Origin of the sequence: Providencia alcalifaciens DSM 30120 (genome assembly GCF_000173415.1) — a bacterium.
In the GTDB taxonomy this organism is placed as follows: Bacteria; Pseudomonadota; Gammaproteobacteria; order Enterobacterales; family Enterobacteriaceae; genus Providencia; species Providencia alcalifaciens.
The window spans coordinates 233,338-246,586 of the sequence record NZ_ABXW01000053.1 but is presented as its reverse complement, the minus strand read 5'-3'; the positions used below and the strand labels follow the sequence as shown (position 1 = coordinate 246,586).

Below are 13,249 nucleotides of genomic sequence, written 5' to 3'. Positions count from 1 at the left end.
CTGATTATACACAAAAACTTGTGTTTGATGAAATCAACTCTTAGGCAGTGGCTTTAAAACCATGTAAGCGATTGATAGCTTTATCCATTCCATCTGATAACAGGATGTCCGTGCAGCGCACAGATTCATCAATCGCATCATCAATAAGCTTCTGTTCAGACAGCGGTGGTTTGCCTAACACGAAACCAACAACTTTGTTTTTATCGCCAGGATGCCCAATACCAATGCGTAAGCGGTAAAAGTTCGGGTTATTGGCAAATTTGCTTTGAATATCTTTTAAGCCGTTATGTCCGCCGTTGCTACCACCCAGTTTCATTTTTGCAACGCCCGGTGGTAAGTCGAGCTCATCATGAGCGACTAAAATTTCATCAGGATTGATTCGATAGAAATTGGCCACTGCGGCGACGGATTTACCACTTAAATTCATAAAAGTCGTTGGTACTAGCAAACGAATATCATTGCCGCCAATATTGATGCGCGCTGTATAGCCAAAAAACTTAGGCTCTTCTTTTAGTGATTGGTTATGGCGTTGTGCCAGTAAATCAACATACCACGCACCAGCATTATGGCGGGTTTGCGCATATTCAGCGCCCGGATTGGCTAATCCAACAATTAATTTTATTTTACTCACGGGGACTTTTTCACTGTCAATGTATAGAAATTGGTGACTAGTTTACCTCGTGTCGGGGTGGATGTACAAAATTGTCAGCGAGAAGATTTCTGTAGTGATAATTAGCTTCTGAATTATTCGGTAATGCTATAAGGCAAGTTTATAGTTTGATAAAAAGCATTTTTTGAGTAGATATCCTTAAACTCTTCTATACATGTGAAGCTTATCGCAAATAATTTTACTTAAAGAGCTATACTCTTTACATAAATATAAAGTTTTATCGAACTTTTCTTCAATGCTTGCTTATCAGTTTACTGATATTGGAGGTAAATATGAAACGGAAAACGGTTACATTCATCGGAAATGGTTTAATGGGACTGGGCATGGTCGTCATGGGAGGGAGCATTGGTTTAAACCTGTTTTCTCATATTGTGGACTTAGGCTTATCCGATGACATCATTAACGGTTCGTTGTTTGGAATTTTTATTGGTGCATTAGTTTGGTTAGTGGGTGCGAGAATGGGTGGTAGGGAAAAAGTGGAAGATCGTTACTGTTTAGTAAAACGCCAATTTCATTCCCGTAATGATAACCATCGTTATCCATGACAAGTTAACGTCAAATCCCAACAGTGTGAAATTAACTGTTGAAAGCTGATTGCAGAAAATAATGCGCTCGGTGAGCGGAAGCATGATGAATATAAATAAGAGTGAAATTATTGACTAAGAATTTCACTCTTATTTTTTGCTTAGAAATTATCTTAATATCACATACAAAAAATAAAGCCCCTACGGTTGATGGACAACAGTAGGGGCGCTACTTATAAATTTTTGTATCGTGACCACAATGAATGTGGTGCGATAAAGCACATTTCTCGCCTCAATAATTTAATGAAAAACGACTGAAACCAGTATGTTAAAACGGGGTCATTAAGACCCCGTTTTAGAATTAGTGCTCGAACATCGCAGAAATTGACTCTTCATTGCTGATACGGCGAATAGCTTCGGCCAGCATGCCTGAAAGGGTCAGGGTGCGAACTTTGTTCAGCGCCTTGATTTCAGGAGAAAGAGGAATTGTGTCACAAACAATGACTTCATCAATCACAGAGTTTTTGATGTTGTCTACAGCGTTACCGGAGAAGATTGGGTGAGTTGCATAAGCGAATACACGCTTAGCACCACGCTCTTTCAGCGCCTCAGCTGCTTTACACAGTGTGCCACCAGTATCAATCATATCGTCAACTAAAATACAGTCACGACCTGAAACGTCACCAATGATATGCATGACTTGAGAAACGTTTGCGCGTGGGCGACGTTTATCAATGATAGCCATATCGGTATCGTTCAGTAATTTCGCGATTGCTCTAGCGCGAACGACGCCGCCGATGTCTGGAGAAACAACGATTGGGTTTTCTAAGTCTTTCTGCAACATGTCTTCCAGAAGGATTGGGCTACCAAATACGTTATCTACAGGAACATCAAAGAAGCCCTGGATCTGCTCTGCGTGTAAGTCAACGGTAAGAACACGGTCAACACCTACACTAGACAGAAAATCGGCAACAACTTTAGCGGTGATTGGTACACGGGCAGAACGTACGCGACGATCCTGTCTTGCATAACCGAAGTAAGGAATAACAGCGGTAATACGACCAGCAGATGCACGGCGCAGGGCATCAACCATCACAACCAGTTCCATCAGGTTGTCATTAGTTGGTGCACAAGTTGACTGGATGATAAAAATATCACCACCGCGAACATTTTCATTAATTTGAACACTGACTTCGCCGTCGCTAAAACGACCAACAGCCGCGTCTCCAAGATTAGTGTAAAGGCGGTTAGCAACACGTTGTGCTAGTTCCGGTGTAGCGTTACCAGCAAAAAGCTTCATATCGGGCACGAGAAAAACCTCAGGCTTGCGTCCAGAGAGATATTGTTGACCAACAGCAATGATGGATGGGTCATTACTTATTGGTGCAATACACGGGTTATCCCAGCGCGGAATTTGTGCACAGGAGAAACATTCGCTCCTTGAGCGACGAATCCGTGCACCCACGATGGGGCTTTATTTAACACCTTCAGGGCATCCGCTTGTGTTTCGAACTCAGAAAAGACACAAGCGCCTGTTCCTGTTAGGCGAGACGGAGCATATTGTAACAGCCAAGAAACGAGCTGTTCAACCTCACGAAAACGTTTTCTTGCAATTGGTTCGCAGTCATTTGCATACGGAGCCAGTAATAATGCGGCTAAAGCGCGTTTTGGAGAATTTCGATTTAATTCTGGATCTGTGAAGATCATCGGGGTTGAGATTTCAATTCCGGGGTGAGCGACTAAATACCAACGCTCTTTTGGTTCTGCCGGTGTTAAAATTTCGCCAATCCCTTCTGCAAAGGCAGCATGACCACGAACAAAAACAGGTACATCTGCACCCAGATGTTGACCTAATTCTGCTAAAACATCATCAGAAACGTGGGCTTGCCAATGTTCATTTAACGCAATGAGCGTAGTGGCCGCGTTGGATGAACCACCACCAATACCGCCACCCATAGGCAACACTTTGTTAATACAAATATCGGCACCCAAAGGACCCTGATGGTTTAGTGACTCACGACAATAGGTCTGTAAACTTTTGGCAGCGCGAATAATTAAGTTTTTTTCGACATCCACGCCCACCATTGGAGTGAGTAAATTAATGTGATCATCGGAACGTGCAGTGAAGGTAATTTCATCACCATAATCTAAAAACTGAAACAAGGTTTGTAGCTCATGGTAGCCATTAGCACGCTGCCCTGTAATGTATAAGAATAGATTCAATTTTGCCGGTGATGGCCACGTTAATGTCATTTTTTCAGTGTCCAACTATCCATTTTTAACTTGATGATTTTATCTTTTTGATGCAATTCCATCTGATTCGGTAACATTGGTGTGGTTTTGGTATCGTAAGAGAGATAATCCAAATTCCATGTTTCACCATTGACTTTAAAAGTGACTGATTTCAACAGGTGGTTACTATCAAGGGTGTATTCTGACGCTCGACCGGGTGAGCCGACTAACCACGCGGTGAGTTCATCAATTGGGATATCCATACCCGTTAGTTGATAAATTAGCTCACTGGGTACATCGCTCATATGCGTTTGACCGTCTTTGGTGATTAACTTGGTTAAATCGGGCTCAACGCTGAGTTCCAGTTCGCGAGTTCCTAATGGATTGGTGAGCAATAAACGGTATTTTTCAGGCGTGTATTGTTGCCAGAAAAATTTCGCGTAGGTTTTGGTTTCCGTGCCAGTTCCTTGTCCGCCGATATACACAAAGGAGCCTCGAGTTTGGTAATCTCGCAATTCCGAAACTTGAGCCTGATGTTTTTGCCACTGTTCATCAGAAGATGAAGAGGTTTCTTTTGTGGTGTTTTGTGACGTTGTCACGCAGGCGGTAAGAAATAAGGCTGAGAGGGGAATTAATCGCAAAAAGCCTTTGGCTGGGCGAATAAACGACAGAGCAGAAAAAAATTGCATATCGATTCTCAACATAGAGTGAATAGTAATGACATTGCAGATGAAACCACAAACAGGGTCGTTATTTTAACCATTTTCTGGTTTTCTCAATAGAGAATTAAATTTATTTTAGACATCATTGCCTATTAAAGCTATCGAAAACACCAGAGTGCTTTAATGGGATGCTAACGTTAAAATGAGATATTTTTCAGGGATATTGCGCCAATCTTATTGGCCTATCAATGATAATATGATGAAAAGTATGGATTTGCTTTCTGTGCGTAATAAATGCATTCTTAAAGCATCTTATTGATATTTAAGGCAGCTAGTCAGATAATTACTTCATATTTTGGGGTTAATCATCTTTCTGGCTGTTAGCCATTGAGTACCCGTAGAAACAGAAGCGTTAATCATCTACAATATACGCATATAAATCTCAGCAATGAGCTAGGTTACTAGTATCAGGCTGATAAATAAATTAGCAATGTGAGCAATGTGAGTAAGTCGTAAGCACAATGACCTTATTAGCCTTAGGCATTAATCATAAAACGGCCCCGGTAGCTTTGCGTGAGCAAGTCGCTTTTGGTCCTGAAAAAATCGACCACGCACTTGAGGAACTTTTAAAACAGCCTCAAGTGCGTGGCGGTGTTGTGCTGTCTACCTGTAACCGAACTGAACTGTATCTAAGCCTTGAATCTCAAGAAAAAGCGCAAGAACAGTTAACCAAATGGTTATGTGATTTTCATGGGATCACCGCTAAAGACCTACAACCCAGTCTCTACTGGCATCAAGATGCACGCGCAGTAAGTCACCTTATGCGCGTGGCGAGTGGGTTAGATTCACTGGTTCTCGGTGAGCCTCAAATTCTCGGTCAAGTGAAAAAGGCCTTTGCGCTTTCGCAAGATAACCATTCACTGTCTAGCGAATTAGAGCGCTTATTCCAAAAATCTTTTTCCGTGGCAAAACGTGTACGAACAGAAACCGATATTGGTGCGAATGCCGTTTCTGTCGCATTTGCTGCTTGTACACTCGCGAGACAGATTTTTGAATCACTCAAACATTTGAATATTTTGTTAGTCGGTGCAGGTGAAACTATTGAATTAGTCGCGCGTCATTTACGTGAGCATGGCGTGCAGAAAATGATGATAGCTAACCGAACCCTTGAACGTGCACAACTGCTCGCCAAGGAAGTTAACGCACAAGTTATTTCATTAGCGGACATCGATAACCGTTTAGCTGAAGCAGATATCGTGATCAGCTCGACAGCCAGCCCATTGCCAATTATTGGTAAAGGAATGGTCGAACGTGCGATGAAAGCACGTCGCAGTAAACCTATGTTATTGATTGATATCGCTGTACCTCGTGATATCGAACAGGATGTAGAAAAACTCAGAGATGTTTATCTCTATACTGTTGATGATCTTGAATCCATCATTGCCCAAAATTTGGCTCAGCGTAAGGCCGCGGCGGTTGAAGCGGAATTTATCGTTGAACAAGAAAGCGGTCATTTTATGGATTGGTTGCGCTCACAAGCCGGAGTCTCTACAATTCGCGAATATAGAGAACAGGCGGAAGCAATTCGGGCAAGTATGACCGAGAAAGCACTTGCAGCCATTGCCCAAGGTGCCAACCCTGAGCAAGTAATCATGCAATTATCACAACAGTTAACCAACCGCCTGATCCACGCTCCGACTAAATCTTTGCAGCAAGCTGCAGGAAATGGGGATGTTGAGCGTCTAAATCTACTTAGGGACAGCTTAGGGCTGGACCATCAATAACCACTTTTTAATCATAGGTCTGATATAACGAATGAAGCCTTCTATTGTCGCAAAACTAGAAGCATTACAAGAACGCTACGAAGAAATTGAAGCGCACCTTGCTGATGCGGGTGTGATTGCTGATCAAGACCGTTTTCGTGCTTTATCAAAAGAATATGCTCAGTTAACGGATGTCGCGAAGTGTTTTACTGCGTGGCGCACCGTTCAGGATGATATCGAAACAGCCCAAATGCTGTTAGACGATCCTGAAATGAAAGAGATGGCTCAAGAAGAGCTTAAAGAAGCAAAAGAGCGCAATGAAGAGCTGGAACAGCAATTACAATTGCTGTTACTTCCAAAAGATCCTGATGATGAATATAACTGTTTTGTGGAAATCCGCGCTGGTGCGGGTGGCGATGAAGCAGCGATTTTTGCGGGTGATCTATTCCGTATGTACAGCCGCTATGCAGAAAGTAATCGCTGGCGTGTTGAGCTGATGAGCACCAGCGATGGTGAGCACGGTGGGTATAAAGAGGTGATCGCGAAAATCTCGGGTGACAGTGTTTATGGTCGTCTGAAATTTGAATCAGGTGGTCACCGAGTACAACGTGTTCCTGAGACTGAGTCGCAAGGTCGTATTCATACGTCCGCATGTACTATTGCTATTCTGCCTGAGTTGCCAGAAGCTGAATTGCCAGAAATCAGCCCAGCGGATCTGCGTATTGATACTTTCCGTTCTTCTGGGGCGGGTGGTCAGCACGTTAACACCACTGACTCAGCAATTCGTATTACCCACTTACCAACGGGTATTGTGGTTGAGTGTCAGGATGAGCGCTCACAACACAAGAACAAAGCGAAAGCGATGTCGGTGTTAGGTGCACGTATACGCCAAGCAGAAATGGATAAACGTCATGCTGCGGAAGCATCTGAGCGCCGTAACTTGTTAGGTTCTGGTGACCGTTCTGACCGTATCCGGACATACAATTTCCCACAAGGTCGTGTGACAGATCACCGTATCAACCTGACACTGTACCGTTTGGATGAAGTGATGGAAGGGAAACTGGATACATTAATCCAGCCTATCATCAACGAATACCAAGCTGATCAGCTTTCTGCATTATCTGAGCAGGACTAATGCGTTATAGCGAATGGTTACAGCAGGCAGTCGTAAGACTGTCTGCCAGTGATAGCGCTAAACGTGATGCGCAGATCCTGTTGCAATACACGACGGGGCGTAGCCGTACTTATATTCTAGCCTTTGATGAGACGGAACTCACGTCAGACGAACAGACCCAGCTTGACGCTTTATTAATGCGTCGTGAGCAGGGCGAGCCAATAGCATACATTGTCGGCGAACGTGAGTTTTGGTCTTTACCATTGTATGTGTCGCCAGCGACACTGATCCCTCGCCCTGATACCGAATGCCTTGTTGAGCAAGCGTTAGTGCGATTACCTAACGCGGAGTGCCGAATTTTAGATCTTGGCACTGGCACTGGCGCGATTGGATTAGCTTTAGCGTCAGAGTTGCCGAATAGTTGTGTGGTCGGCGTAGACTTTAACCCTGAGGCTGTGGCGTTAGCACAACGAAATCAACAGCGTTTAGCGCTTCCAAACATTCAATTTTCGCAAAGTGATTGGTTTGCTTCACTACCAAATGAACTATTTGATATGATTGTGAGTAACCCTCCTTATATTGATGAGGGTGATATTCACTTGAGCCAAGGTGATGTGCGTTTTGAGCCATCAACCGCGTTGATTGCTGATAACCACGGTTTTTCAGATTTAGAACACATTATTGCCACATCAAAACAATACTTAAAACAACAAGGGTGGCTGCTGCTTGAACATGGTTGGCAGCAAGGCTCAACAGTCCGAAAGCTATTTAATGAAAATGGGTACACCAATGTCGAGACTTGTCTCGATTATGGTGGTAAAGAGCGAGTTTCTCTTGGTCAATGGAATGGTTAAGTGGGCAATTGTAGTGGAATTGTAATGAAAACAATAGCAAATATTGAGTTTAATCAGTTACCGTTAAGCGAAGGCATTATGATGGTTTCTCAAATCATTCGTGCCGATTTTCCTTTTATGCAGGTACAAGCGCAATTAGATGAACTTGTCGCTAAAGCGCGAGATGCAATAGATTTGACTGCGGATAATCAGTCAAAAATAGAGCAGCTGATTACTCTGTTTTATTCTCAGTGGAAATATGGTGCTGCGGAAGGCATCTATGCCCTGTCGGATATGTTGTGGCTGGATAAAGTCTTATCCTCCAAACAAGGTACGCCTGTCTCTCTTGGTTCCATTTTTTTATTTATCGCTGAGCAACTCGACTTGGATGTTGACGCCGCGATTTTCCCGACTCAGTTGCTATTTGTTTCGACAAAGCGCGATGGTTCTCAATGGTTTATTAACCCTGTCAATGGTGAAACCCTATCTCAGCATACATTAACAATGTGGTTGAAAGGGACGGTCGATCCATACTCTGAGTTTATCTTTGATGAGCTAGATGTCGCTGAACATAGTGTCATCGTACGCAAAACTTTTGATACATTGAAAGCGGCGCTGATGGAAGAGAAGAAAATGGAGATGGCATTAAAAGTCTGTGAGACATTGCTAATCCTAGATCCTGAAGATCCCTATGAAATTCGTGACCGAGGACTTATCCTCGCGCATTTAGACTGTAATCATGTGGCACTGAGCGACCTTAACTATTTTGTTGAGCATTGCCCAGAAGACCCAGTGTCCGAAATGATTAAGATCCAAATTTATTCGCTGGATAATCTTCCAGTCGTACTGCATTGATTAACGTATAGACAGTTTACTGTCTTCCTATGAAGGGTAAGAGTATGCAACAGAAAGTAGTCAGTATCGGTGATATTAAGGTCGCAAACGATCTGCCATTTGTTCTGTTTGGTGGCATGAACGTACTTGAATCTCGCGATATGGCGATGAAAGTGTGTGAGCATTATGTCACTGTGACACAAAAATTAGGCATTCCGTATGTGTTTAAAGCCTCTTTTGATAAAGCTAACCGATCATCTATTCACTCTTATCGTGGCCCGGGTCTGGAAGAAGGGATGAAAATCTTCCAAGAAATCAAACAGACTTTCGGTGTAAAAATCATTACAGATGTGCATGAGCCTGATCAAGCACAACCTGTTTCTGAAGTGGTTGATGTTATCCAATTACCCGCTTTCCTTGCCCGCCAAACGGATTTAGTCGCTGCGATGGCAAAAACGGATGCAGTGATTAACATCAAAAAACCGCAGTTCATCAGCCCAGGACAAATCGGTAACATCGTTGAGAAATTCATTGAAGGTGGCAACGATAAAATTATTCTGTGTGACCGCGGTGCAAACTTTGGTTATGACAATCTCGTGGTTGATATGCTTGGCTTTAATGTCATGATGCAAGCGTCTAAAGGGTGCCCAGTCATCTTTGACGTGACACATTCACTGCAATGTCGAGACCCATTTGGTGCGGCTTCAGGTGGTCGTCGTGGTCAAGTGGCGGAATTGGCAAGAGCTGGCATGGCAGTAGGTTTAGCTGGCCTGTTCCTCGAAGCGCATCCAGATCCAGAAAATGCACGTTGCGACGGTCCTTCTGCGCTACCATTGCATAAATTAGAGCCATTCTTACAACAAGTTAAAGCGATCGACGAAGTGGTAAAAAGCTTCCCTGCACTGGATACTAACAGTTAATCTCGGTTCCAAATGCAATTAAACGATGTTGTTTCCATGTTCGGCGCTGATCTTCAGCGCCGATATGGTGAAAAAATTCACAAAGTCACCTTGCACGGCGGCTTTAGCTGCCCAAACCGTGATGGCACGTTGGGACGGGGTGGCTGTACATTTTGTAATGTGTCATCCTTCAGTGATGAAAACCAATCTGAACAATCCATCAGTTTGCAAATCCAACAACAAATTTCTCGAATATCCCGCGCAAATCGCTATTTAGCGTATTTCCAAGCTTATACCAGCACCTATGACGAAGTGCATAGATTAAAACTATTGTATGAAGAAGCGCTACAACAAGCTGATATGGTTGGGTTATGTGTAGGCACTCGCCCTGATTGCGTACCTGATGCTGTGCTCTCTTTGCTGGCTGGATACCGTCAACAAGGTTATGAAATTTGGTTAGAGCTTGGGTTACAAACTGCTCATGATAAGACGTTGCACCGTATAAATCGTGGGCATGACTTTGCGGCTTATCAAGCAACAGCGCAAAAAGCTCGCGCACTTGGACTCAAGGTATGTACACACTTGATTTGCGGTCTGCCAAGCGAAAATGCAACCATGAATATGCAGACATTAGATGCGGTTTTGGCATGTGGCACGGATGGTATAAAGCTACATCCATTGCACATTGTTGAGGGCAGCATTATGGCAAAAAGTTGGCGTGCAGGACGCTTAGAAACGCTATCTTTAGAAGAATATACAGCCACCGCCGGTGAGATGATCCGCCATACTCCGACCGATATTTTATATCATCGCATCAGTGCTAGTGCGAGAAAACCAACATTGTTAGCACCGCAATGGTGTGAAAACCGTTGGGTAGGTATGAACAGTTTATACCAATATTTGCTCGTAAATGGCAGACAAGGGTCAGCACTGTAATGCAGAGATTTTTAACTGAATTTTTTGAAATACTGATTCATAATAAATTTAAAAAAATAAAAAGGTGCCTATGTATCCGATAATCTCAAGTGTTAAACACGTTAGTCGTCAACTTTGTTTAGGGGCAGTAGGCTTGGTATTTTCTCTACAAGTTTCAGCGCAATACGATATTACACCTGAAAATAAGAAAGTATTCGAACACACTAAAATTGCGGCTCAAAATAATGATGCTAAAGCGCAATATGAATTAGCAGGCATGTATTTATCGGGGGTTGGTGTATTACAAAACCAAAATAACGCTAAGTTATGGGCAGAAAAATCAGCACAATCAGGTAATGCGGATGCATATTCATTATTGGCGGATATTACGTTAATGAGTGGTGATAGAACGTTCACTGAAGAATTTGTCAAAGCCCGCGAATATGCAAGTAAAGCCGTTGATGGTGGAAGTATTCGAGGAAAAATTAGTTTAGCTGAAGCTTTAATTACGCCGGAGTCTGGCGCTGTTGATTATCCGCGCGCCATTGCACTACTTGAGGAAGTCAGTGCGTTAAATGACAAAGATTACTTCAACGCGCCATTATGGTTAGGTATCATTTATTATGATGGTCATGGCGTACCACAGAATGAAAAAAAGGCGTTAGAGTGGTTTGCAAAAGCGGATGCGTTAACTTTCTCAGGTTTTGCTGAAGGAATGGCATCATTTCAATTTAATGATGGCAACAATGGTACTGTCAGAGATGACGAGCAAAAAGCCACGAAACTCCGCGCAATGGCATGTGAGCTAGGTAAAAAAGAGAATAACGAAATGTATTGCTACTAGTTTTAGGTACAGAATGAATAGAAAATGCCGCGCTTGTTTAGCAAGTGCGGCATTTTTATTGTTAGCTTCAGTTATAATTTAAGTCTTCGCCTTTTTAAGACGTAAGGGACCTTTTAGCCTCTTGAATGTGCTGAACTTCGTCTAAAGCACTATCCAGTGAGTTTTGGAAACTGAGCGCGCCATCAATAGGACGAACATTCGCACGAGCTAATGTTTTCAGCGGTTGGAACGGGATATCACACACAATAATGTGAGTATCTTTACGTACGATATCAATAAATTTCTGGAAGGCTTCTAAGCCACCCGCATCAAAGACAGGTACCGCATCCCACTGCATAACAATAATTTCATAGCCATGACTTTTTACTCGCAGTTCATCAAAAATACGTTCTGCGGCAGCAAAGAACAGTGGACCATTCACTCGGACAACTAACACGCTTTTATCTTCTTGAGTCTCCGGCAACTGTGTAACTCGTGTCATATTGGCAATACGTCGCATAAACAGCAACGAAGCAATAACGATACCGACGGTAATGGCGATCACCATATCGAATAGAACAGTTAAAGACATACATAACAGCAATACAATAATGTCATCTTTAGGTGCGCGGCGGATCAAGCTAAAGACTTTACCCGCTGCACTCATGTTCCAAGCCACGATCAAGAGCAGTGAAGACATGGCGGCAAGCGGTAAATACGACAATAAAGGCGCTAAAATAAGCAGTGTCAGTAGCACTAAAATCGAGTGTATGATAGCTGAAATAGGAGAGGTTGCACCGGCTCGAACGTTTGCAGCAGAACGAGCAATTGCAGCCGTTGCCGTGATCCCCCCAAAGAATGGGGCGGCAATATTTCCTAGCCCTTGACCTATCAATTCACTATTGGAGTGGTGCTTTTTCCCCGTCATATTATCGAGCACTACGGCACACAGTAGGGACTCAATCGCACCTAGCACTGCCATCGATAGTGCGGCAGGCATAAGTGCTGTGATCATCGCCCAGCTAATGGGGGCACTGCCTGGTAACTCCCATGGCAATATAAATTGCGGTAAAATTGGCGGAATACCACTTCCCTCTGTGCCGTCAGGAAGCAAATAGCTAAATTTAGAACCGATCGTTTCCACATGAATATCAAACAGCGTTAATATCCACATAATTAAGGTCCCAACAATAATTGCGGGTAGATGCCCAGGCAGGCGAACCTTAAGTTTAGGCCAGAAGATTAAGACAAGTAATGTGGCAAGCCCAATCAACGTATCGCTATATTGTAAGGTTGGAAAAGCTTTGCTTAGAGCAATAACCTTATCAACATAGTTTTCAGGAACATGCTCCATTTGCAGACCAAAGAAATCCTTGATTTGCATAGTGGCAATTGTAATAGCAATCCCAGACGTAAATCCCAGCGTTACGGACACGGGAATATATTCGATGAACTTACCAAACCGAGCAAAACCCATTGCCAGCAAGATAATGCCTGACATTAATGTTGCGACTAATAAGCCACTGAGCCCATATTGTTGAGATACTGGGTATAAGATCACCACAAATGCCGCAGTAGGACCGGATACGCTATAACGGGAACCACCAGAAATGGCAATTACAATCCCAGCAATTGCAGCGGTGTAAAGTCCATATTGCGGGGGAACGCCACTGGCTATTGCGAGCGCCATCGCCAATGGAATTGCAATAATCCCAACGGTAATACCCGCAATTAAGTCCTTCATGAAACGCGCTGCGGTATATTTCTCTTTCCAACAGGAGTCTATTAATGCGCTAAAAGGGCGCAATCTATTAATATTTTTTGTACTCATTAAAACCCTACCAAAATAACAGGGTGAAAAATAAACGAAATGAAGAGATGAGGATACGCCTAACTGAATCAAAAAAATGTGTTATTTATCAATGAAACTACAATTATCATAACGCTTTCAGTATCAAAAGTAAAAAATCGTTATTTTCT

13 protein-coding genes are annotated in these 13,249 nt (G+C 43.1%); 8 read left to right on the top strand and 5 right to left on the bottom strand.

What is annotated here, in order from left to right; genetic code table 11:
- Nucleotides 1-40 precede the first annotated feature (40 nt).
- Nucleotides 41-631 carry an aminoacyl-tRNA hydrolase gene (gene pth / locus PROVALCAL_RS14160; protein ID WP_006659995.1) on the bottom strand — a complete coding sequence of 197 codons (591 nt, stop codon included), beginning with the start codon at nt 629-631 and terminating at the stop codon, nt 41-43.
- A gap of 311 nt (nt 632-942) precedes the next feature.
- Here pth and PROVALCAL_RS14155 point away from each other — a divergent pair, with 311 nt between their 5' ends.
- Nucleotides 943-1,215, top strand: a complete 273-nt coding sequence (locus PROVALCAL_RS14155) for a DUF2583 family protein (protein ID WP_006659994.1) — start codon at nt 943-945, stop codon at nt 1,213-1,215.
- A gap of 340 nt (nt 1,216-1,555) precedes the next feature.
- Here the strand turns inward: PROVALCAL_RS14155 and prs are convergent, their stop codons facing one another.
- The 3 genes from prs to lolB all read right to left on the bottom strand — a co-directional run bounded on the left by prs (nt 1,556) and on the right by lolB (nt 4,115).
- Nucleotides 1,556-2,503, bottom strand: coding sequence for a ribose-phosphate diphosphokinase (prs, locus tag PROVALCAL_RS14150; protein WP_006661866.1), 948 nt, complete (start codon nt 2,501-2,503; stop codon nt 1,556-1,558).
- A gap of 68 nt (nt 2,504-2,571) precedes the next feature.
- Entirely contained in the window at nt 2,572-3,447 is an 876-nt protein-coding gene (ispE, locus tag PROVALCAL_RS14145; RefSeq protein ID WP_006659992.1) for a 4-(cytidine 5'-diphospho)-2-C-methyl-D-erythritol kinase, read from the bottom strand.
- The gene (gene lolB / locus PROVALCAL_RS14140) at nt 3,444-4,115 is read right to left on the bottom strand and encodes a lipoprotein insertase outer membrane protein LolB (RefSeq protein ID WP_006661864.1); all 672 of its coding nucleotides are present in this window, start codon (nt 4,113-4,115) and stop codon (nt 3,444-3,446) included. The genes ispE and lolB overlap by 4 nt, the downstream gene beginning before the upstream one ends.
- A 494-nt stretch (nt 4,116-4,609) precedes the next feature.
- Between lolB and hemA the strand changes: the two genes are divergently transcribed.
- From hemA to PROVALCAL_RS14105, 7 genes are all read left to right on the top strand, one after another.
- The gene (gene hemA / locus PROVALCAL_RS14135) at nt 4,610-5,872 is read left to right on the top strand and encodes a glutamyl-tRNA reductase (protein WP_006659990.1); all 1,263 of its coding nucleotides are present in this window, start codon (nt 4,610-4,612) and stop codon (nt 5,870-5,872) included.
- A gap of 31 nt (nt 5,873-5,903) precedes the next feature.
- Nucleotides 5,904-6,986, top strand: a complete 1,083-nt coding sequence (gene prfA / locus PROVALCAL_RS14130) for a peptide chain release factor 1 (RefSeq protein WP_006659989.1) — start codon at nt 5,904-5,906, stop codon at nt 6,984-6,986.
- Nucleotides 6,986-7,819: a peptide chain release factor N(5)-glutamine methyltransferase gene (prmC, locus tag PROVALCAL_RS14125; protein ID WP_006659988.1), complete on the top strand. Its 834-nt coding sequence runs from the start codon at nt 6,986-6,988 to the stop codon at nt 7,817-7,819. Before prfA ends, prmC begins: the two co-directional genes overlap by 1 nt.
- 24 nt (nt 7,820-7,843) lie before the next feature.
- The gene (locus tag PROVALCAL_RS14120; RefSeq protein WP_036966210.1) at nt 7,844-8,653 is read left to right on the top strand and encodes a transglutaminase family protein; all 810 of its coding nucleotides are present in this window, start codon (nt 7,844-7,846) and stop codon (nt 8,651-8,653) included.
- Nucleotides 8,654-8,697: 44 nt separating this feature from the next.
- Nucleotides 8,698-9,552: a 3-deoxy-8-phosphooctulonate synthase gene (gene kdsA, locus PROVALCAL_RS14115; protein ID WP_006661861.1), complete on the top strand. Its 855-nt coding sequence runs from the start codon at nt 8,698-8,700 to the stop codon at nt 9,550-9,552.
- Nucleotides 9,553-9,564: 12 nt separating this feature from the next.
- Complete coding sequence (gene mnmL, locus PROVALCAL_RS14110) at nt 9,565-10,467, top strand: tRNA modification radical SAM protein MnmL/YtqA (RefSeq protein WP_006659985.1); 903 nt, start codon at nt 9,565-9,567, stop codon at nt 10,465-10,467.
- A 70-nt stretch (nt 10,468-10,537) separates the two neighbouring features.
- A complete protein-coding gene (locus tag PROVALCAL_RS14105) occupies nt 10,538-11,290 on the top strand; it encodes a tetratricopeptide repeat protein (RefSeq protein ID WP_006659984.1) in 753 nt (250 codons plus the stop codon).
- Between the two features lie 94 nt (nt 11,291-11,384).
- On the opposite strand, the gene dauA is transcribed toward PROVALCAL_RS14105, so the two are convergent.
- A complete protein-coding gene (dauA, locus tag PROVALCAL_RS14100; protein ID WP_006659983.1) occupies nt 11,385-13,100 on the bottom strand; it encodes a C4-dicarboxylic acid transporter DauA in 1,716 nt (571 codons plus the stop codon).
- Nucleotides 13,101-13,249 lie beyond the last annotated feature (149 nt).